Source organism: Pseudomonas sp. BCA17, assembly GCF_004519405.1.
GTDB lineage: Bacteria > Pseudomonadota > Gammaproteobacteria > Pseudomonadales > Pseudomonadaceae > Aquipseudomonas.
Genome location: NZ_SGWI01000009.1, coordinates 56,403 through 77,903, shown reverse-complemented (window position 1 = coordinate 77,903; position 21,501 = coordinate 56,403). Strand labels below are relative to the sequence as shown.

Here is a 21,501-nt window from a genome sequence, read left to right as displayed (position 1 = left end):
GATAATCGCGGCCTTTTTGCATGGGGATTACGGCTTGGGGGCAGGCGCCGTAGGATCCTTCACCCCACCATCATCAAACAGGTTCAGCTTCTGTCGCAGTTCATGGGCCGGCAACGGCTCCTGCCCTGGAGGAATGGCGTTCGGATCAGCTGGCGCTTCTCCTGGCGCGCCTTCGCTTTGGTGCGGTTGCGCAGGTGCCCCACTGTGATCACCCTCGATCGCGCGCTGGGCCTTTTTGGTCAGCACCACGATATCGATCCGGCGGTTGACCGGGTTGAACGGGTCCGCAGGATCAAACAATTGCGAGGAAGCAAAACCCACCACACGGGCCACTTGCGGGTCCGGGTAGCTGCCTGCCACCAACGCACGGCGGGCGGCGTTGGCGCGGTTCGCCGAGAGTTCCCAGTTGCCGAAGTCGCCCTGGCCCGCATACGGCTTGGCGTCGGTGTGACCGCTGATGCTGATCTTGTTCGGCACCGCCTTGATGGTGTCGGCCATGGCCAGCAGGATATCTTCGAAGTACGGTTTCAGGCGCGCGCTGCCGGAGTCGAACATCGGCCGGTTAGCGGCGTCGGTGATCTGGATGCGCAGGCCCTCAGGCGTGATTTCGAAGGAGATCTGATCCTTGAACTTCAGCAGTTGCGGGTTTTCTTCAACCTTGGTCTGCAATTCCTTCAACAGCAGTTCCAGGCGTTCCTGCTCGACTTGCTCAGCCATGGCCTCGACAGTGTCGCGCTCGACAGGGATTTTTTCCTGCGGCGCCTCGGTCTTGACCTCCGGGTTGATGGTGCGCTCAGGCGCCAACTGCGGTGAGCCACCAAGGTCGATGACGAAAGGTGTACCGCTTTCCGAGAAGCCAATGGGGTCTTTGAAGTAACCGGCAATGGCGATCTTCTGTTCCGGCGTGGCGGTAGACATCAGCCACAGCACGAGGAAGAACGCCATCATCGCCGTCGCAAAGTCGGCGAAGGCGATTTTCCAGGCGCCGCCATGGTGCCCCGCAGCGAAGCGCTTGACGCGCTTGATGATTATCGGCTGGTTGTTTTCCATGGCTTAGCGACCGCGAACCGCTTGTTCCAGCTCGGCAAAACTTGGGCGATGTTTCGGGTACAACACCTTGCGCCCGAACTCTACCGCCAGCGACGGCGGCATACCGGAGGCCGAAGCTACCAGGCACGCCTTGATCGCTTCGTAGAGGTTGATCTCTTCCTTGGCGTCGTGGGCCAGGGAGGTCGCCAGCGGGCCGAAGAAACCGTAGGCCGCGAGAATACCGAAAAAGGTCCCCACCAGCGCCGCACCCACATGCATACCGATGGCCTTCTGGTCGCCTTCGCCCAGGGACGCCATGGTCACCACAATACCCAGTACCGCCGCAACGATACCGAAACCGGGCATGCCGTCAGAGACGCCGCTGACGGCGTGGGAAGGATGTTCCAGTTCTTCCTTGAGGCTGAACAGTTCCATGTCGAACAGGCCTTCCAGCTCATGGGGGGCCATGTTGCCGGAGGACATGATGCGCAGGTAATCACAGATGTAAGCCGTCATGCGCTCATCTTTGAGCACCGCCGGGTACTTGGCGAAAATCGGGCTGGCGGCGGCGTCTTCGATGTCGCCTTCGATGGCCATCATGCCTTCACGGCGGCTCTTGTTGAGGATCTCGTAGACCAACCCCAACACTTCCAGATAGAAGGTGTGGGAGAAGCGCGAGCTGAACATACCCAGCGACTTCTTGATCACATGCATGGTCATGTAGCCGGGGTTGGCCTGCAGGAAAGCGCCAAATGCGGCGCCGCCGATAATCAGCACTTCGAAAGGCTGGATCAGTGCGGCAATCTTACCGTGGGACAGGACGTACCCACCGAGCACGCTTGCGAGGACGACGATGATGCCGATAATTTTAGCCATAGGAGATTGGTACTTGCGCCGTCGGGTTCATGGACATAGTAGGTGCAGCTGAAAAACTCTTGTTCTACTTATCGGCAAAACTGCGCCAGACTATAGCCCGTTAAGGCGAAAAGCCAATTCAGCCCACTCCGGGCGTGTTGAATGCAAGTGATGATCGCGCCCCAACCATGGCTAATGAAACGACAGTCCCAACTGCAAAACCGACCACCCTCGCGGCTTGGATCAAGCGCCTGGATGACGTCCTGCTGCCCGTCCCGCAAGCCAGCCACGAACGTGTGTGCAAAGCCATTCGCGACAGCCGCAGCTCATTACGAGATATTGCCGAGCTGATGCAAAACAGCCCGGCGCTGGTACTCGGCGTAATGCGCGAAGCCAATAGCCACACCCACGGCAGCATGGCGGCACCTGCGGAAAACCTCGAAGTGGCGCTCAACCGCCTCGGCCTCAAACGCGCCGAAGAACTGCTGGTACGCCTGCCCTCAGTGCCGGCCAATGAAATCCCCGCGGCCTTTCGGCAACTGCTGCTGATAAGCCAGCACGCTTCGCAGCAAGCCAACGGCCTCTTCGGCAGCCGCCTGGCGCGGCTGTGGCAAGACATTCACTGGGGTAGCCTGCTGTTTTTGTCGCCGCTCTGGCCGATGGCCATTGCCTACCCCAAACTCCTGGAAGAATGGGAGTTACGGGTGATCCACAAAGGTCAGCCGGCACGTCAGGTCGAACAGGATTTGTTCGGCATACGCCTGCTGGATTTGTGCCTTGGCTTGACCGAAGCCTGGCACTTGCCTATCTGGGTATCCCAAGGCTACCACCTGCTGCTGAGCGAACAGCGCTTGCTGGTCAAGGCGCTGCATATCGCCCGCGAAGACGACGCACTGCGCCACCAGCAGTTGCTCGATGCCGAACCCAACCTGCGCCGCTGGCTGAACCAGCCGGCCAACACGGTATTACTGGCTAACGGCCTGGCAATGTCGGCCCAGGAATCCTGGACTTGCCCGCACACCGAGCGCTGGCAATACCTGACTGCCCTCTACCTGCAAGAACCCCTCGGTGAAGTGCAGCAACAGGTTCACCAGCAGGCCGTGACCAGCGCCCGCCACACCCTGATGCCTGACCTCTGGCACCCAGCGTTGTCGCTGATCTGGCCGTGGCATGTGCAGAAGATCCATCGCGGCCTGCTGCCCGCGCCGCCGCCCACTGCCGAGTCCTTGGCCGTGTGGCGCAATCGGTGTACCGAGTTGCTGGTTGAACCAAGCCGCTTCGCCAACGCCATGCACCTGACCACTTGCGCGCGGGAAGCCCTGGTGGCCAGCGGCATGCAAAGGGTGCTGTTGTTCATGGCCGATCGGGCCTTGAGCACATTGCGCGTGCATCAAGCCGATGGTTTGCCGAAGGACGCCGCGAATCTGAGCCTGGACGTGGTCAACAGCACGCTGTTGCAGCGCCTTCTGGAAAAATCCGCGCAGGTGCGCATCACACCCGATAACCATGAACAGTTCTGCGCGCTGCTGCCGCCGGTGCTGCGTCGCTTGTTTACCGGCGAGCATCTATTGCTGCGCTCCCTGAGCTGCAATGGCCGAGTGGTCATGCTGATGATCGCTGACCAGGGCGGCGGGCCACTCTCTGAAACCACGGTGCAGGCCTTCGGCAAAACCGCTCAATGCATCGAGAAAGCGCTGCACAGCTTTACCAACCGCAGCGCTTGATGCTTGCGCTACAATCGCGGTCCTTTATCGCCAACATTTGTGCCCAGGAGACCTCACATGCCTGACTTCTCTGGCTTGCCGCTGGTGATCGAACCCAGCGACCTGCAAGGTCGCCTTGATGCCGAACACCTGATTCTGGTGGACCTCACCAGCGCAGCCCGCTACGCCGAAGGGCATATCCCCGGCGCGCATTTCGTTGACCCCAAGCGCACCCAACTGGGCCAGCCTCCAGCGCCGGGCCTGCTGCCGAGCAAGGCCGACCTGGAAAAGCTGTTCGGCGAGCTGGGCCACACCCCGGACGCGACCTACGTGGTCTATGACGACGAAGGCGGTGGCTGGGCCGGGCGTTTTATCTGGATGCTCGACGTGATCGGCCATCAGAAATACCACTATTTGGACGGCGGCCTGCTCGCCTGGCTGGAAGGCGAGCACCCGCTGTCCACCGAGGTGCCCGCCCCCGTCGGCGGCCCGGTCAGCCTGACCTTGCACGACGGCCCTACCGCCACCCGCGAATACCTGCAAAGCCGTCTCGGCGCGGCCGACCTGGGCATCTGGGACGCACGCGGCCCGTTGGAGTACTCCGGCGAGAAAGTCCTCGCGGCCAAGGGTGGTCACATCCCCGGCGCGGTGAACTTCGAATGGACCGCCGGCATGGACAAGGCACGCAACCTGCGCATCCGCCGTGACATGCCACAGATCCTCGAAGACCTCGGGCTGACCCGCGACAAAGAAATCATCACCCACTGCCAGACTCATCACCGCTCTGGCTTCACCTACCTGGTGGCCAAGGCGCTCGGTTATCCGCGAGTCAAAGGTTATGCCGGTTCCTGGGGCGAATGGGGCAACCACCCCGACACCCCCGTTGAGATTTAAGGTTTAAGGACAGTAAATGAAAAAGCAGTTGTTTATCCTCAGCCAGTACCTGTTGCCGCACCACTTGCTGTCGCGCCTGGCCGGCTGCGTTGCCGAGTGCCGCGTGCGCTGGTTCAAGAACGCCTTCACAAGTTGGTTCGCCAAACGTTATCAGGTGGACATGTCACAGGCCCTGGTTGAAGACCTGACCGCCTATGAGCACTTCAACGCCTTCTTCACCCGCGCACTGAAAGACGGCGCACGCCCGCTGGATCAAACACCAGGCGCAGTGCTGAGCCCTGCCGATGGTGCCGTCAGCCAGTTGGGCCCGATCGAACACGGCCGGGTATTCCAGGCTAAAGGCCATAGCTTCAGCGTGCTGGAGTTGCTGGGTGGCGACGCGGCATTGGCGGCGCCGTTCATGGGCGGTGATTTCGCCACCATTTACCTGTCGCCGAAAGACTACCACCGCGTGCACATGCCTTTGGCCGGTACGCTGCGTGAGATGGTTTATGTGCCGGGGCGGATTTTCTCGGTGAACCAGACCACCGCTGAAAACGTGCCGGAGCTGTTTGCACGTAACGAGCGCGTTGTCTGCCTGTTCGACACCGAACGCGGCCCGATGGCTGTTGTGTTGGTAGGTGCAATGATCGTGGCGTCGATTGAAACCGTGTGGGCAGGCTTGGTGACGCCGCCCAAGCGTGAGCTTAAGACCTTCCGCTACGACGAAGCGGCGCGGGCACCGATTCATCTGGAGAAAGGCGCAGAACTGGGTCGCTTCAAACTGGGTTCGACCGCCATCGTGCTGTTCGGGCCAGGTCAGGTGAAGTGGGCAGAAGCACTGACAGCCGGCACCCCGGTGCAGATGGGCCAAGGCATCGCCCTGCCGAACGCCTGATCCGAAGCTGACGGTAATCAAATGTGGGAGCGGGCTTTCCCGTCCCACATTTTTACTGCATAGCTACAGCGATCTCGACTTACAACTGACCGTCACGGTCGCGAAAACCCAGCAGATACAACACGCCATCCAACCCGAGGGTTGAAATCGCCTGCTTGGCCGACTGCTTGACCAGCGGCTTGGCGCGGAACGCCACACCCAACCCGGCAATTGCCAGCATCGGCAAGTCATTCGCGCCGTCCCCGACCGCGATGGTCTGCTCCAGACGCAAACCTTCCTTGTGGGCCAGTTCTTTCAGCAGGTCGGCCTTGCGCTGTGCATCAACAATCGGCTCCACCGCCACGCCGGTCACTTTGCCATCCACCACTTCCAGTTCATTGGCGAACACGTAGTCGATACCCAGCTTGGCCTGCAATTGCTTGGCAAAGTAGGTGAAGCCGCCAGACAGGATCGCGGTTTTGTAACCCAGGCGCTTGAGTTCAGCGAACAGGGTTTCAGCGCCTTCGGTCAGGCGCAGCGACGCACCGATCGAGTCCAGTACGCTCACATCCAACCCCTTGAGCAGCGCCAGGCGCTCCTTGAAGCTGGCACGGAAATCCAGCTCGCCGGCCATGGCGCGCTCGGTAATCTCGGAGACCTGCTCGCCCACACCGGCAGCCTTGGCCAGCTCGTCGATCACCTCAGCCTCGATCAGCGTGGAATCCATGTCGAACACTGCCAGACGACGATTGCGGCGGAACAGCGAATCTTCCTGGAAGGCGATATCGACGTTCAACTCCTGGGCCACGCTCAGGAATTCGGCGCGCAATGCCTGCGGATCAGCCGGCTCGCCGCGCACAGAGAACTCAATGCAGCCCTTGCCTTTGTCAGCTGGCGTGTCCAATGGCATGCGACCCGACAGACGGTCGATATGGTCGATATTCAAACCATAGTGGGCGGTGATCGAACTGACGCGCTGCAATTGTTCGGCAGTCACCTTGCGGGTCAGCAGCGTCACGATGTGGCGCTTTTTACCCTGACCGTCCACCCAATGCTGGTAATCCTCTTCGGACACCGGAGTGAATCGCACCTGTTGATCCAGCTTATACGCCGTGAACAGGATGTCTTTGAGTACCGAAGACGCCTGTTCGGTGCTCGGGATTTCGACGAGGATGCCGAAGGACAAGGTGTCGTGGATCACCGCCTGGCCGATGTCGAGAATGTTCACACCACCCTGGGCCAGCACACCGGTAATGGCTGCGGTGAGACCCGGGCGGTCTTCACCGGTGATGTTTATCAGGACAATTTCGCGCAAAGCGCACCCCCAGGCTGGAAAAAAACCGCATTCTACCCACTTTCAGTGACCATCGGGCACAGCCAGCGCTTTGCCGGCCCTAGGGCTATCGCTATACTGCGCGTCAACTTCACGGACCAAGAGCCGAGCGCAAGTGAACCGGCCCACGCCAGTAAAAACCGATAACTTCTTCCTGCTGATCTTCCGGGCACTGCGCCACCGCCGTGTACCGATCGCATTACGCATCGCCAGCCATAACGTGATCCTGGTCGCCCTGGCCTTGGTGATCTACGCCTGTGTGATGGGTTTGCAGTTCAAGCAGGCCATGCATGAACAAGCCGATGCCCTGGGCGCGAGCCTGACGACCCAGACCGCCACGTCGGCGACTGAGTTGCTGGTGTCCAACGACATCCTCAGCCTGAACGTGCTGCTCAACAACCTGACCAAGAATCCGCTGGTGGCTCACGCCGCTATCTACAGCGTGGATAACCGGATCATGGCCGAAGCCGGGCAGCGTCCGAAGAATGGCCTGCTGGGCGAGGCCGAGGGCCTGTATCAGAGCAACATCACGTTCCAGGATGTGAAGGCCGGCCAGTTGCGTATCAGCCTGGACATGCAGCAATTCCAGCAGCCGATGACCATCAGCCTGCAAAGCATGGGCATTCTCAGCGCGATCCTGCTGGCGCTGGCCCTGGCCCTGAGCTTGCGCCTGGGCCGGCATATCTCCACGCCGCTGATGCAACTGCGCATCTGGCTGCGGGATATCGACGAACACACCCCGGCCACCGACCGCCAGGACGAAATCGGCGACCTCGCCCGCCAGCTCCACGCCAGCTTCGCCCCGGAGCCGGTGGTACGCGAGCCTGCACCCGAGCCCGAATACGACGACGCCGATGAGCCCGAGTTCGAAGTACGCGACCTGCGTGACCCAGGCTTTGACGACAGCGCCCCGGCAGCCGGACTGAAGGCATCGCCCCGCCACGTGGTCAAGGCCGAAGAAGACGAACTGGACGACGAAGACCCGTTCGCCGACTTGCGCGACACGTCGGCCGCGGCGCCAGCCGCGGCACTCAAGCCGGTTCCAGTGAAGAACACCGAGCCCCAGCACAGTGCGGTATTGGCCGTGCAGCTGGGTGCCCAGGACCAACTGCGTCGCTTGCCCCGCGCCCGCCTGACGGAACTGCTCGAACGCTACCGTGACTGCCTCGACCAGGCGGCCTCGCTGTATCAAAGCGAATTGCACACCCTGAACGATGGCAGCACGCTGATGCTGTTCCACAGCGAAGACAGCGGCGAAGACTACCTGACCAACGCCATCTGCTGCGGCGAACTGCTGCGCGCCCTGGGCCATGCTCTGCAGATCGAAGTGGCCGATAGCGGCATTACCTTGCAACTGCAACTGGGCCTGACCGTTGGCGACGACCTATTCGGCATGAGCCAGATCGACTTGCTGCTGACCGAAATAGCCCAGGATGCACTGGCCCTGTCCCAACACAGCCGCAATTTGCTGCTGGTGGAGCGCAAGATCAGCGAAGACACTTTGATCCGCCAGCGCGCACGTATCCGGCCAATCGCCAGCCCCGAAGGCGCAAGCTGCGTGGAACGGCTGATGGAGCCGTACCCGTCGATGCTGGAACGGCAGCTGGCACGGATGCATGAGACCCGTACCAAGCCCTGAGGTGGGCAAGCCCGCTCACCACAAAAAAGGCCCGCTTATTCAGCGGGCCTTTTGTTTGGCTGCGATTCGGATCAGAACCTGAACACTTCCATGTCCGTGCGAATTGGCGTGGCCATCGGCATCTTCGGCTTCTCCGGCGCTGTAGGCTTGGCGCGTACCGGGGCGGTTTTGCGCGGCACCTCGGCGACCGCCGGTTGATTGGCCAGCGGTTTGATCGCCATCGACAACTGTTGCGCCAAATGCTGCAACAACACGCCCTGGGCCTGGACCTGGGACGCGGTGGTGCCGACGTGCTCTTCCTGCAGATGCACGATGCGGTTATCGCGTACCTGGCCACGGCGGTCGATCAAGCGCCACTGTGCATCCAGGATCGCCGGCTGCGAAGCACCCGAGTCGAGTCGGGTAATCGTCAGCAAAACCTGGACATCCGGCGTGAAACCGGTTGGCGCAGGGGCCAGCACTACGCGCTGGCTGTCCAATTGACCGGCCACCTGGCGCAGCATCAACTGATTGATATCAGACGACAGACTGCCCGCCCAACGCCCGTCGGTTGAACCTCGCAGGCTGCCATCGTTCTGACGTTGCAGCAGTGTTTCGCGTTGCAGGTAATCGGCAACGATAACCGGACCCAGTAATACAGCCATGCCTGCGGCTTGGGCAGGCTGAGCCGGACTTCCGCTGTCCAGCTGGTACAGCGACACCGGCTGGTGTGTGCTGCAACCCGCCAACCCCAAAAGGCCAGCGAGCATCAAAAATAGAGGAAGGCGTGGAGCAGTCATCATCCCATCCAGGTGGCTGCCACAAGGCGAACCACAACGTAATACTAAAAAATAACCTAAACACGCTCGGCCACGCCGGCGCTGGAAAGGCCATATCATCCGTGAATATGCGCCATGACTCCAGCGCCAAAGCGTCGATCTACGCGTTAAATCGTAGATCGAGGGCCTTAGTACGCCTTAAACCGGCGCTTCCACCAACAAAGCGTCCACTCGCTGGAACCCTCGCGGCAGCTTGTTACCGCGTCGACCGCGCTCGCCCTTGTAGTGTTCAAGGTCGTCAGGGCGCAGCGACAATGTGCGCTTACCGGCTTGAAGCACCAAGGTTGCGCCTTCCGGGATCACGGCGATATCGGTCACGTACTCTTCGCGACTGGCCACCCGCTCCCCGGGAATCCCGATAATCTTGTTCCCCTTGCCCTTGCCCAACTGCGGCAGGTCGCTGATCTTGAACACCAGCAGACGGCCTTCGGTGGTCACCGAGGCCAGCCAGTTGCTCTCACGATCATCCACCGGGCGCGGCAATATCACCTTGGCGTTATTCGGCAAGCTCAGCAGTGCCTTGCCCGCCTTGTTCTTGGCCTGCAGGTCTTCACCCTTGACCACGAAACCATAACCGGCGTCGGAGGCGATCACGTACAGCGAGTCATCGTCCGGCAGTAACACACACTCAAAATTCGCACCTGGCGGCGGCGTGAGGCGACCCGTCAGCGGCTCGCCCTGCCCCCGCGCTGAAGGCAAAGTATGGGCCGCCACCGAATAGCTACGCCCGGTGGAGTCAATGAACACCGCAAACTGGTTGGATCGCCCAGGCGCGGCGGTCTTGAACCCATCACCGGCTTTGTAGGAAAGCCCGGTGGCGTCAATATCATGCCCTTTGGCGGAACGAACCCAACCCTTTTCCGACAGAACGACGGTAATTTTCTCGTTCGGCAGCAGCTCGGTTTCCGTCAGCGCCTTGGCTTCCGCACGCTCGACGATTGGCGAACGACGCTCATCACCATAGGTTTCCGCATCTTTGATCAGCTCGCTGCGTACCAGCTTCTTGAGCTTGGCTTCACTGCCCAGCAGGGCTTGCAGCTTGGCTTGCTCCTTGAGCAATGCGTCCTGCTCATCACGCAGCTTCATTTCTTCCAGCCGCGCCAACTGACGCAAGCGGGTATCGAGGATGTAGTCCGCCTGGATCTCGCTCAGCTCGAAACGCGCGATCAGCTCGGCTTTCGGGTGCTCGGCGGTCCGGATGATATGGATCACTTCGTCCAGGTTGAGGTAGGCAATCAGCAAACCGTCCAACAGGTGCAGGCGGCGTTCGACCTTGTCGAGGCGGAATTGCAAGCGGCGGCGCACGGTCTGCACGCGGAACTCCAGCCACTCCACCAGCAGGTTGCGCAGGTTCTTCAACTGCGGCTTGCCGTCCAGACCGATGATGTTGACGTTGACGCGGTAGCTGGATTCCAGATCGGTACTGGCGAAAAGATGCTGCATCAGCACTTCGTGGTCGACCCGACTATTGGTCGGGATGATCACGATGCGGCATGGGTTTTCGTGGTCGGACTCGTCACGCAGGTCGGCGACTTGCGGCAGTTTTGACGGCTTGGCCTGCATCAGCGCGGCGATCTGTTCCAGCACCTTGGCGCCAGACACCTGGTGCGGCAGCGCGGTGACGATGATGTCCCCATCTTCGATGTGGTACACAGCGCGCATGCGCACCGAGCCCTTACCGGTTTCATACATCTTCAGCAGGTCGGCGCGCGGCGTGATGATTTCCGCTTCAGTGGGATAGTCCGGGCCCTGGATATGCTCGCAGAGCTGCTCGACCGTCGCTTTTGGTTCATCCAGCAAACGTACGCAAGCCGTCGCGACTTCGCGCAGGTTATGCGGCGGCACGTCGGTGGCCATGCCAACCGCGATGCCGGTGGTGCCATTGAGCAGAATATTCGGCAAACGTGCCGGCAACACCAAGGGTTCGTCGAGGGTGCCGTCAAAGTTCGGCCCCCAGTCCGCCGTGCCCTGGCCCAATTCGCTGAGCAATACTTCCGAGTAACGCGACAGGCGCGCCTCGGTGTAACGCATGGCGGCAAAAGACTTCGGATCATCCGGTGCACCCCAGTTGCCCTGGCCGTCCACCAACGTGTAGCGGTAGCTGAACGGCTGCGCCATCAGCACCATGGCTTCGTAGCAGGCCGAGTCACCGTGGGGGTGGAACTTACCGAGCACGTCACCGACGGTACGCGCGGATTTCTTGTGCTTGGAGTCAGCGTCCAGGCCCAGCTCACTCATGGCGTAGATGATGCGCCGTTGCACGGGCTTCAGGCCGTCGCCGATATGCGGCAAAGCACGGTCCATGATCACGTACATGGAGTAGTTGAGGTAGGCATTTTCGGTGAATTCAGCCAGCGACCGGCGTTCTACGCCATCTAAGCTGTCTGCGAGGATGTCACTCATGCGGGCCTCATCAATGTCGGGTAAGGCGCAGCGGAACTGCCGCTGCGCTGAGTCAATTCAAAAAAGGTGTGATTCATGGCTGGGCGCTCCAGCCACCGGCCGGGGCGGCGAAACGATAGACCATCGGGCGCTTTTCACCATCGGCACGTGGACCGAAATTGTTGTCGATACCCACCCAGGCTCCGTCGGCGTCCACCACCAGTGCTTCGGCCAGGCCATAGGACTGGGGATAACGTCGGTCGGGCGTCAGGGCCTCGTCGGCAAACGACCAGCACAGTTCAACCTTGGCGGTGAGCGTATCGCGCCGGCAAATCTGGAACGCATTGCGCTCCAGGGTAAACAGCTTGCCGTTGTACAGCGCCAGATCGGCAAAGTCCTTGGACACCGCCTTGGCATGTTCAAACTGCGCCGGCTGCACTTCCTGGCCCGCTTCGCTCAACAACACGCAAGGGCCGTCGCAATCCCATACGCTTTGTCCGCGCTTGATGGAGATCAGGCCACGTCGCTCGCGTTCGGCAGCCAGCCAGATCTGATTGCCTTCGGGATTCACCGTCAGGCCCTCAAACAAGGCATTGAAGTGCAGCAACATGCCACTGGCGCGGGCTTCACGCACCATGCCCGGGGCAATTTTCAGCCACTCGGCCGCCCCGGCTACCGTTACCTGCAGCACCGCCGCATGGGCTTCGCTGACAATGTAACGATTGCCCGCGGCGTCGCAGGTGATGCCTTCAAAATCCAGGTCGCCACCGCGTATGAAGGACGCGGCCTTGGTGCGCGAACGCAACCCCCAGGGCAAGCCGGACTCAGGCACTGGCGGCACGTCAATCTTTACCGTTTCGGCCTGCCAGGTCGGCGCACTGATATCCAGGCGATAGATCTGGTCGTCGTCACGGTCCGAAACCGTCCACAGTTCCTTGCCGCACATGGCCAGGCCCGACAGGTTACCGCCGCGCATACCGTCCACCGGATGCTCGGATACCAGCTTCAACTCAGCCACGGGCGCGGCGATCACTACGGTGGTCGCCAACCCGCTCAACATCAGGATCGCCAGGGCGAAACCTGTGCGCATCAGCCCAGGACCTCAGCCAGGTTGCCTTTGGATTCCAGCCAGATTTTGCGGTCGCCGGCGCGTTTTTTGGCCAGCAGCATGTCCATCACTTCAGCGGTGGCGACGAAGTCGTCCAGGGTCAACTGGACCAGACGCCGAGTGTTCGGATCCATGGTGGTTTCACGCAGTTGCGGCGGGTTCATTTCACCCAGGCCCTTGAATCGTGTGACTTGCGGCTTGCCACGCTTCTTCTCGGCCACCAGACGATCGAGAATGCCATCGCGCTCGGCGTCGTCCAAGGCGTAGAAGATCTCCTTGCCCTGGTCGATACGGTACAGCGGCGGCATGGCGACATAGACGTGGCCGGCCTCCACCAATGGACGGAAGTGCTGGACGAACAGCGCGCACAGCAAGGTGGCGATGTGAAGGCCGTCGGAGTCGGCGTCGGCGAGGATGCAGATTTTGCCGTAACGCAGTTGGCTCATGTCCTCTGCGCCCGGGTCGACACCTATGGCCACGGCGATGTTGTGCACCTCCTGGCTGGCAAGGACTTCGCTGCCGTCGACTTCCCAGGTGTTGAGGATCTTGCCGCGCAACGGCAGGATCGCCTGGAATTCCTTATCCCGCGCTTGCTTGGCGGACCCACCGGCGGAATCACCTTCCACCAGGAACAGCTCGGAACGCATCGGGTCCTGCCCCGCGCAATCAGCCAGTTTGCCGGGCAGCGCCGGGCCCTGGGTGATGCGCTTGCGCTCGACTTTCTTGCTGGCCTTCAAGCGACGGCCGGCGTTGCTGATCGCCAGTTCGGCCAGTGCCAGGCCCAGCTCCGGGTGCTCGTTGAGCCAAAGGCTGAAGGCATCCTTGACCACACCGGAGACAAATGCCGCCGCTTCACGGGACGACAGGCGCTCTTTGGTCTGGCCGGAGAATTGCGGTTCCTGCATCTTCATCGACAGCACGAACGCGATACGTTCCCAGACGTCTTCCGGTGCCAGCTTCACGCCGCGCGGCAACAGGCTGCGGTATTCGCAGAATTCGCGCATGGCATCCAGCAGACCTTGGCGCAAACCATTGACGTGGGTGCCGCCCTGGGCGGTGGGGATCAGGTTGACGTAGCTTTCCTGCACGCTGTCGCCGCCTTCGGGCAACCACAGCAGCGCCCAGTCGACGGCTTCTTTATTACCCGCCAGGCTGCCGCAGAACGGCTCGTTGGGCAGGCGTTCGAAGTCGCTGACGGAGTCTTCCAGGTAGGAGCGCAGGCCGTCTTCGTAGTGCCACTCAACCTTCTCGCCGGTGCCTTTGTCTTCAAAGGTGACCAGCAGGCCCGGGCACAATACTGCCTTGGCCTTGAGCACGTGCTTGAGGCGGCTGATGGAGAATTTCGGTGAATCGAAGTATTTCGGGTCCGGCGCGAAGTACACGCTGGTGCCGGTGTTGCGCTTGCCAACGGTACCGATCACTTCCAGGTCGGTGGCCTTGTAGCCATCGGCGAACGTCATCTGGTACTCGTTGCCGTCGCGCTTGACCTTGACCCGCACCAGCGTGGACAGGGCGTTGACCACGGAAATACCCACACCGTGCAAACCGCCGGAGAACTGGTAGTTCTTGTTGGAGAACTTGCCGCCCGCATGGAGCTTGGTGAGGATCAGCTCGACGCCCGGCACTCCCTCTTCCGGGTGGATGTCCACCGGCATGCCACGACCATCGTCGGACACTTCCAGGGAATGGTCAGCGTGAAGAATGACATGCACCGATTTGGCGTGCCCGGCCAAGGCTTCGTCGACGCTGTTGTCGATGACTTCCTGGGCAAGGTGGTTCGGCCGACTGGTGTCGGTGTACATGCCGGGGCGTTTGCGCACCGGGTCGAGGCCCGAGAGGACTTCGATGGCGTCGGCGTTATAAGAGCTAGCGCTGGGAGTGGCCATGGGGTCTCGTCGTGAGTCGTTCGATTAAAAAGTGACCTGCGACTTTACAGTGCTGCAAAGTCGAAGGATTGATACTGATCCGCACCGATGCCGGCAAAGCTCAGCATCGCCGGCAATTGCTGGGCGAACCCTTGGTAACCATGGTCGCCACCGGCCTGGATGCGCAAGGCGCAGGCCCGGTAATACTGTTGGGCGAGGCGATAATCCAGGGTTTCATCCCCGGTCTGCAACCACACTTGGTAACGCCCGGCATCCAGGGGAGCCGGCACTTCCAGCTCGGCCAGCGCCGTGACGTGATCGTGGGTCAATTCCCAGGTCTCACCGGTATAGAGGTTCTTCTGGGTGCCCAGGTAACCGTCGAACATCCGATGAGGGCTGACCGCCGGGTTGACCAGCAGCGCCTTGAGGCCATGGCGCTCGGCAAGATGGGTTGCATAGTAGCCGCCGAGTGAGCTGCCGACCAGCAGTGGCCGCCCCAACTGCGCAATGGCCGCCTCCAATTGAGGAATCGCCTGACGCGGGTGGTGATGCAGAGCCGGCACACGCAATTGGTCGGCCAAGCCAAGGCTATCCATCACGGCGATCAACTGACTGGCCTTGTTGGACGCAGGCGCACTGTTGAAACCGTGGATATACAAGATCGAAGCGGACATGCCGGGCTCTCCGTGCTTCAGCCAAAGAGGCGCAGTTTACAGGGATCGGCGTGGTGTGTGAGTCCCTATCATCCAGGCTCGGCAGAACCTGTGTGGGAGCGGGCTTGCTCCCACATTTTGATCGGCGTTTATCGGTTTTAGTAGCCGTTGCTGCCGTAATCGACGGTAAAGGTGAACCCCTTAATGCGCTCTACGCCCGTTTCCAACCGTCCGTCGGCATGCAGGCGCAGCCAGCGATAGCCCGGCGCCTGCTCGCTGACCTGGAACTCTTCACTGCCCGGGGCGAACTGGATGCAGGTGGACGGCGAGGCCAGCAGGCGCACGCCATTGCGTTCGTGATCGATCTCTTGATGCACATGCCCCCAGAGCACAGCCCTGACCTGCGGGAAACGGTCGAGCACGGCAAACAGCGCTTCCGGATTGCGCAGGCCGATCGGCTCCATCCACGCGCAACCGATGGGCACAGGGTGATGGTGAAAGCACACCAGATGGTGCCGGCTCGGCGCTTCGCTCAGGGCCTGGGCAAGCACTTGCAACTGCCGGTCTTGCAGGTAACCGGGCACCGAGCCGGGTACGGCGGAGTCCAGCAGGGTGACCCGCCAGTTGCCGATGTCGAACACCGGCTCCAGTAAATCGCTGTGCATGGCGGCGAGGGCCATGACTTGCGGTTCGTCGTGGTTGCCGGGAATCCAGCGCGCCGGGGCGTCGACCTGCCGGGTCATGTCACGAAACTGCTGATACGACTCAAGCGTGCCGTCCTGGGACAAGTCCCCTGTCGCCAGCATCAAATCGATCTGCGGCTGCTGCGCGCGCACCAACTCGATCACCCGCTGAAGGCTTTCGCGGGTGTTCATGCCCAGCAACGTGCCATTTGCCTCGGCAAACAGATGGCTGTCGGACAGCTGCACCAGCAACGCCGGTGCGTCAGGGTTCACAGTGGATACGCTCGGCAAGGCGCTCTCCCAAGGCAGTCACAGGAAAATGGACGATTGGCGCGATTATGCTGGGCAGGACGCAAAGAGGAAACCTGGGGAAGCAGACGCAGTTCACATCTACCGCACGACTTCAAACTCGTGGCCCAGGGCCAGGCAATGGCTCAACCACTCACCGAGGAACACATTGAGCTGTGCTTTCTCATCGGGCTGGTGCATGAACACATTCGGGTAAGGATAGATGCTGCGAAAGCGCCGCGCATGCTCGGCGCTGATCACTTCGGCCATCCGTGCATCGTGATACACCTGCACTTCCAACTGCGGCACCGGCAGCCACGGCAGGCTGTGCTCCTGACGCACGCGCAGGGTGGTGGTGTAGGGGCAGTTGACGATGACTTCAAGGGTCAACACGCCGAGCATCTGGTCGCCATGGGTCACGGCAATGCGGCGTGCTTCGGGCGCATGACGCATGTCGGGAAGCAGACGCATCAGCCGCGCATAGTTGGCCTCGCACGCGGCTTGAAGCCCGATCAGGTCAACTCGATATCGTTCACGTGCCTTTACTGCCATAACCCCCTCACTTCCGCGCGATTAAGCGCAAGCCATTGCAGGGCGATGATGCTGGCTGCATTGGAAATCTTACCGTCGCGCACCGCTTGCAAGGCATCTTCGAACACCCAGCGGGTGACGCGGATATCTTCGGCCTCTTCTTCCAGTCCATGGACGCCACCGGCCCCTGCGCTGTCGCAACGCCCCAGGTAAAGGTGGACGAATTCGGTACTGCCGCCGGGCGAAGGAAAATACTTCGTGATCGGCCACAGCGCAGAGAACGTAAGCCCAGCTTCCTCCTCGGCTTCGCGGTGTGCAACCTCCTCCGGTTGCTCGTCCTTGTCAATCAGCCCGGCGACCATTTCCACCAGCCAGGGGTTATCGGTACGGCCCATGGCGCCTACGCGAAACTGCTCGATCAACACCACTTCGTCACGCTGCGGGTCGTAAGGCAGCACACACACCGCGTCATGCCGAACGAAGACTTCGCGATTGATCACTCGGCTCATGCCGCCGTCGAACTTCTCATGGCGCAGCTGCACGCGATCAAGCTTGTAGAAGCCCTGGTAGGCATTGTCGTGCTGAACAATTTCGATCTTGCTCGGCGTCGACTTCGCAATGTCCGTCATATTCACTCCTGCTATCCCCGTACAATTGGCGCCATCCTAACGCGCTCATGCCCCTGGATGCAGCCCCTTTCCAGTTGCCGGGATAGACGGCGGACGTCAAACTCACTCTCATCAGTCTAGTGGCGAACTGACTGCCTCGTGGGCAGTCCAAGCGCTACTCTTTTCGCTTTCCATCGATTTACGAAGGACGCACATGTCGCTTTTAAAAATCGCCTCCGTGGCTTGCATTGCCTTGACTCTGGGCGCCTGCCAGAGTCTGTTTCAACCCAGCTATCTCAAACCGCTGGACACCCGGCCGGATACCTCGGAACAGATCAAGCCCGGCTGTAACAGCCCGGATTGCCCGCTGGTCAACATCGATACCGTGCATTTCCCCACCGAACCGCAGCTCGACAACCTGGTGGAGCAGCGCCTGCTGCAAATGACCCGCACCACGCCGGGTGCGAGCGTGCCGCCGACGTTGAACGCCTACCGGGATAAGTTCCTGCGCGAATCCGCCGACCGCAACAGCATGTACTTGCAAGCCAAGGTACGTGAGCAGCATGACGGACTGGTGATCATCGAAGTATCCAGTTATCTGGACACCGGCGCGGCCCACGGTGAGCCTGGCCGTGGCTTCATCAACTATTCGCGCCTGCTGCACAAGGAACTGAGCCTGACCGACATGTTGCTGCCAGGCCAGGAACAGGCGTTCTGGAACACCGCGAAAGTCGCCCACAACAGTTGGCTGATCAACTCGCAGATGGACCGTGACCCCGAGTTCGTGAAGAACTGGCCGTTCCAGAAAACCCCAAACGTGGCTTTGACCAGCAACGGTGTGGTGCTCAAGTACAACGTGGCCACCATCGGCCCGTACGCGTTGGGGCTGATCGAAATGACCATCCCCTACGCCCGTCTCACCGGCGTAATCAAGCCTGAGCTGGTGCCCGCCCGCCACTGAAGGCCCGGCCCAGGATGAAGTGCAGTACCCCTGCCAGCACCAGCGCCGGCAGGGTCGCACCGACATTCGGATACAGGTTGGCCAACAGGTGATACGCGCCGATGCCGCCCAACCAGGCCACCAGCGCCGGCCAGTGCAGGTGAGTGACGGTGCCACGGCCTCGGCGACGCAGGATGAAGTGGTCCACCAGCACCACGCCGAACAACGGCGCAAACACCGAGCCGATCAGCAGCAGGAAGTTCTGGTATTGCGCCAACGGTGCAAGGCAGGCGATCAGGGTGCAGATCACCCCGATGGCCAAGGCCAGGTGCTCGACCTTCCAACGCAATAGAATCCCGCTGGACACCGCCGCCGAGTGAATATCGGCGAAGGCGTTTTCCGACTCGTCCAGCAGGATCAGCAACAGCGGAATCCCCAGGCCTGCACCGGCCAGCGCGAGCAACAGCGCATTCACTTCACCACTGGGCGCAAACGCCAGGGTGTAGGCCACGCCCAGGCTCATCAGCCAGAAATTACCGATAAAGAAGCCGAGCGCGGTGCCGCCGAACACGCCTTTTGCGCGCTTGCCGAAACGCGAGTAGTCGGCAATCAGCGGCAACCATGATAGCGGCATGGCGATGGCGATATCGAAGCCCACCGCGAAGGGCATCGTACCGTCACCGGCCTGGGACCAGAGCGCAGCGAGGTCGGCCTTGGCGAACAGGTTCCAGGTCAGCCACAGGCAAGCGGCGAGCAGCAGCCAGATGCCCCACTTGCGCAAAATTTGCCGTACGAACGTCAGCGGGCCGCTGACGGCAAGCAATGTCGCCAAACCACCGAAAAACAACGTCCATAGCAAAGGGCTCGCCAACAGGCTGCTTTCGCTGAACGCCCGCGTGCCCAGCAAGCTGGCGGCATCGCGCATGACGATAATCTCAAACGCCCCCCAGCCCACCAGTTGCAGCAGGTTCAGTAACGCCGGCAGGCTCGCGCCTTGGGTGCCGAGGCTGAGTTTGAGGGCAGCCATGGCGGACAGGCCGGTGTCGCTGCCGATCACGCCGACAGCAGCCAGCAACAACACGCCCACCAGGGTGCCGAGGAAGATGGCCAGCAACGAACCGGACAAGCCCAGGCCCGGCGCAAGCAACGCGCCGGTCTGCAGGACCATCAGGCCGATGCCGAGGGAGAACCACAGGGAAAACAGATCGCGGGCGCCGAACACGCGCCTATCGGCGGGGACCGCGATATCGGGAGAATAGGTGTTCAAGTCAGAGATCTCGGAAAGGACAGGGGTGACGAGCTATAAGCTGCAAGCCTCAAGCAAAAGCAGATCCGCCTTTGCCTTTAACTTGCAGCTTGAAGCTTGCAGCTTGCAGCCTATACCTTCTTATAAAGCTGACTACCTTCCTGCTTGAACCGCTCCGCCTGCTCGGCCAAGCCCTTGGCCACGTCTACATCCACCGCATCGATACGCTGGTTGGCTGCGTACTCACGCACTTCCTGGGTGATCTTCATCGAGCAGAATTTCGGCCCGCACATCGAGCAGAAGTGCGCGACTTTGGCCGAGTCTTTCGGCAGGGTTTCATCGTGATAGGAGCGCGCGGTGTCCGGGTCCAGACCGAGGTTGAACTGGTCTTCCCAACGGAACTCGAAGCGTGCCTTGCTCAAGGCGTTATCGCGAATCTGAGCGCCCGGATGCCCCTTGGCCAAGTCGGCGGCGTGAGCGGCAATCTTGTAGGTGATGATCCCGGTCTTCACGTCATCCTTGTTCGGCAAGCCCAGGTGTTCCTTGGGCGTGACGTAGCAGAGCATGGCGCAACCGAACCAGCCGATCATCGCGGCACCGATACCGGACGTGATGTGGTCGTAGCCCGGCGCAATGTCGGTGGTCAGCGGGCCAAGGGTGTAGAACGGCGCCTCGTCGCAGCACTCCAACTGCTTGTCCATGTTCTCCTTGATCAACTGCATAGGCACATGGCCCGGGCCTTCGATCATGGTTTGCACGTCATGTTTCCAGGCAGTCTTGGTCAGCTCGCCGAGGGTTTCCAGCTCGCCGAATTGCGCAGCGTCATTGGCGTCGGCAATCGAGCCCGGACGCAGGCCGTCGCCGAGAGAGAAGCTGACGTCATAGGCCTTCATGATTTCGCAGATTTCGTCGAAATGCGTGTAGGTGAAGTTCTCTTTGTGGTGCGCCAGGCACCACTTGGCCATGATCGAGCCGCCACGGGACACGATGCCAGTCACCCGCTTGGCGGTCAGCGGCACGTAGCGCAGCAGGACGCCGGCGTGGATGGTGAAGTAGTCGACGCCCTGCTCGGCCTGTTCGATCAGGGTGTCGCGGAATAACTCCCACGTCAGGTCCTCGGCGACGCCACCGACTTTTTCCAAAGCCTGGTAGATCGGCACAGTACCGATCGGCACCGGCGAGTTGCGGATGATCCACTCGCGGGTTTCATGGATATGCTTGCCGGTGGACAGGTCCATCACCGTGTCCGAGCCCCAGCGAATGCCCCAGGTCAGTTTCGCCACTTCTTCCTCGATGGAAGAACCCAGCGCGCTGTTGCCGATGTTGCCGTTGATCTTCACCAGGAAGTTACGCCCGATGATCATCGGTTCCAGTTCGGTGTGGTTGATGTTGGCCGGGATGATTGCGCGGCCGCGCGCGATCTCCTCGCGCACAAATTCCGGAGTGATGATTTTCGGCACGCTGGCGCCGAAGCTGTGACCGGCGTGTTGCTGGTCGAGCAGGCCACTGGCGCGGGCCTCTTCGAGTTTCATATTTTCGCGGATGGCGACGTATTCCATCTCGGCGGTGATGATGCCTTTGCGCGCGTAGTGCATCTGGGTAACGTTGGCGCCGGCCTTGGCACGGCGCGGGTTCTTCACATGGGCGAAGCGCAGGGCGGTCAGCTCGGCATCACTGAGGCGCTGCTGGCCGAAGTGCGAGCTGAGGCCTGGCAGGCGCTCGGTGTCACCGCGGGATTCGATCCACGGCGAGCGCACATCGCCCAGGCCTTTGCGCACGTCGATGATCACATTCGGGTCGGTGTAAGGACCGGAAGTGTCGTACACGGTGACCGGCGCATTGATTTCACCGCCGAAGTCGGTGGGCGTTACGTCCAGGCTGATTTCGCGCATCGGCACGCGAATGTCCGGGCGGGTGCCCTGCACGTAGATTTTTTGCGAGCGGGTAAAGGGTTGCACGGAGCCGGAGTCGACCTTGGCCGATTCACTCAGGTGCACGGTACTTTTTGATTTTTGGCTTTTTAATTCGGTGCTCATCACGGGCTCTCCAACTATCCAGGCGGTGGATTTT

General features: G+C 61.0%; 18 protein-coding genes. 5 read left to right on the top strand and 13 right to left on the bottom strand.

The annotated features are described in order from the left end of the window. Window positions 1-27: 27 nt before the first annotated feature. Both motB and motA read right to left on the bottom strand, forming a co-directional pair. Window positions 28-1,050: a flagellar motor protein MotB gene (gene motB, locus EXW71_RS26425; protein ID WP_123716123.1), complete on the bottom strand. Its 1,023-nt coding sequence runs from the start codon at window positions 1,048-1,050 to the stop codon at window positions 28-30. A gap of 3 nt (window positions 1,051-1,053) precedes the next feature. After that, entirely contained in the window at window positions 1,054-1,905 is an 852-nt protein-coding gene (motA, locus tag EXW71_RS26420; protein ID WP_134661008.1) for a flagellar motor stator protein MotA, read from the bottom strand. 167 nt (window positions 1,906-2,072) lie between these two features. Between motA and EXW71_RS26415 the strand changes: the two genes are divergently transcribed. Genes EXW71_RS26415 through asd form a run of 3 tightly spaced genes read left to right on the top strand, consistent with a single transcriptional unit; the run spans window position 2,073 to window position 5,358 of the window. Further along, entirely contained in the window at window positions 2,073-3,608 is a 1,536-nt protein-coding gene (locus EXW71_RS26415) for an HDOD domain-containing protein (RefSeq protein ID WP_134661009.1), read from the top strand. Between the two features lie 57 nt (window positions 3,609-3,665). Then, a complete protein-coding gene (gene rhdA / locus EXW71_RS26410) occupies window positions 3,666-4,481 on the top strand; it encodes a thiosulfate sulfurtransferase (protein ID WP_134661010.1) in 816 nt (271 codons plus the stop codon). Window positions 4,482-4,497: 16 nt separating this feature from the next. After that, entirely contained in the window at window positions 4,498-5,358 is an 861-nt protein-coding gene (gene asd, locus EXW71_RS26405; protein ID WP_134661011.1) for an archaetidylserine decarboxylase, read from the top strand. A 79-nt stretch (window positions 5,359-5,437) separates the two neighbouring features. Here the strand turns inward: asd and serB are convergent, their stop codons facing one another. Continuing rightward, on the bottom strand, window positions 5,438-6,652 hold the full coding sequence (gene serB / locus EXW71_RS26400; protein ID WP_123716128.1) for a phosphoserine phosphatase SerB: 1,215 nt from the start codon (window positions 6,650-6,652) through the stop codon (window positions 5,438-5,440). A gap of 133 nt (window positions 6,653-6,785) precedes the next feature. Between serB and EXW71_RS26395 the strand changes: the two genes are divergently transcribed. Next, complete coding sequence (locus EXW71_RS26395) at window positions 6,786-8,309, top strand: HAMP domain-containing protein (RefSeq protein ID WP_134661012.1); 1,524 nt, start codon at window positions 6,786-6,788, stop codon at window positions 8,307-8,309. Between the two features lie 71 nt (window positions 8,310-8,380). On the opposite strand, the gene EXW71_RS26390 is transcribed toward EXW71_RS26395, so the two are convergent. The 8 genes from EXW71_RS26390 to EXW71_RS26355 all read right to left on the bottom strand — a co-directional run bounded on the left by EXW71_RS26390 (window position 8,381) and on the right by EXW71_RS26355 (window position 17,266). Continuing rightward, the gene (locus tag EXW71_RS26390; protein ID WP_123716130.1) at window positions 8,381-9,091 is read right to left on the bottom strand and encodes a membrane integrity-associated transporter subunit PqiC; all 711 of its coding nucleotides are present in this window, start codon (window positions 9,089-9,091) and stop codon (window positions 8,381-8,383) included. Window positions 9,092-9,265: 174 nt separating this feature from the next. Then, window positions 9,266-11,530, bottom strand: a complete 2,265-nt coding sequence (gene parC / locus EXW71_RS26385) for a DNA topoisomerase IV subunit A (protein ID WP_123716131.1) — start codon at window positions 11,528-11,530, stop codon at window positions 9,266-9,268. A gap of 73 nt (window positions 11,531-11,603) precedes the next feature. After that, window positions 11,604-12,599 carry an esterase-like activity of phytase family protein gene (locus EXW71_RS26380; RefSeq protein ID WP_134661013.1) on the bottom strand — a complete coding sequence of 332 codons (996 nt, stop codon included), beginning with the start codon at window positions 12,597-12,599 and terminating at the stop codon, window positions 11,604-11,606. After that, a complete protein-coding gene (gene parE, locus EXW71_RS26375) occupies window positions 12,599-14,503 on the bottom strand; it encodes a DNA topoisomerase IV subunit B (protein WP_123716133.1) in 1,905 nt (634 codons plus the stop codon). The genes EXW71_RS26380 and parE overlap by 1 nt, the downstream gene beginning before the upstream one ends. A 44-nt stretch (window positions 14,504-14,547) precedes the next feature. Further along, the gene (locus EXW71_RS26370; RefSeq protein ID WP_134661014.1) at window positions 14,548-15,156 is read right to left on the bottom strand and encodes a YqiA/YcfP family alpha/beta fold hydrolase; all 609 of its coding nucleotides are present in this window, start codon (window positions 15,154-15,156) and stop codon (window positions 14,548-14,550) included. Between the two features lie 137 nt (window positions 15,157-15,293). After that, entirely contained in the window at window positions 15,294-16,109 is an 816-nt protein-coding gene (gene cpdA, locus EXW71_RS26365; RefSeq protein ID WP_134661015.1) for a 3',5'-cyclic-AMP phosphodiesterase, read from the bottom strand. A gap of 99 nt (window positions 16,110-16,208) precedes the next feature. Then, window positions 16,209-16,658 (bottom strand): DUF1249 domain-containing protein, encoded by a 450-nt coding sequence (locus EXW71_RS26360; protein WP_017138485.1) that lies wholly within the window; start codon window positions 16,656-16,658, stop codon window positions 16,209-16,211. Continuing rightward, complete coding sequence (locus tag EXW71_RS26355) at window positions 16,649-17,266, bottom strand: NUDIX domain-containing protein (protein ID WP_134661016.1); 618 nt, start codon at window positions 17,264-17,266, stop codon at window positions 16,649-16,651. The genes EXW71_RS26360 and EXW71_RS26355 overlap by 10 nt, the downstream gene beginning before the upstream one ends. A 193-nt stretch (window positions 17,267-17,459) precedes the next feature. On the opposite strand from EXW71_RS26355, the gene EXW71_RS26350 reads away from it, so the two are divergent. Continuing rightward, the gene (locus tag EXW71_RS26350; protein ID WP_134661017.1) at window positions 17,460-18,206 is read left to right on the top strand and encodes an RsiV family protein; all 747 of its coding nucleotides are present in this window, start codon (window positions 17,460-17,462) and stop codon (window positions 18,204-18,206) included. On the opposite strand, the gene cytX is transcribed toward EXW71_RS26350, so the two are convergent. Together cytX and thiC are read right to left on the bottom strand one after the other, a co-directional pair. Next, on the bottom strand, window positions 18,175-19,452 hold the full coding sequence (cytX, locus tag EXW71_RS26345) for a putative hydroxymethylpyrimidine transporter CytX (protein WP_256657093.1): 1,278 nt from the start codon (window positions 19,450-19,452) through the stop codon (window positions 18,175-18,177). The genes EXW71_RS26350 and cytX overlap by 32 nt on opposite strands. Before the next feature lie 110 nt (window positions 19,453-19,562). Next, window positions 19,563-21,467 (bottom strand): phosphomethylpyrimidine synthase ThiC, encoded by a 1,905-nt coding sequence (thiC, locus tag EXW71_RS26340; protein ID WP_123716140.1) that lies wholly within the window; start codon window positions 21,465-21,467, stop codon window positions 19,563-19,565. Window positions 21,468-21,501: the final 34 nt, after the last annotated feature.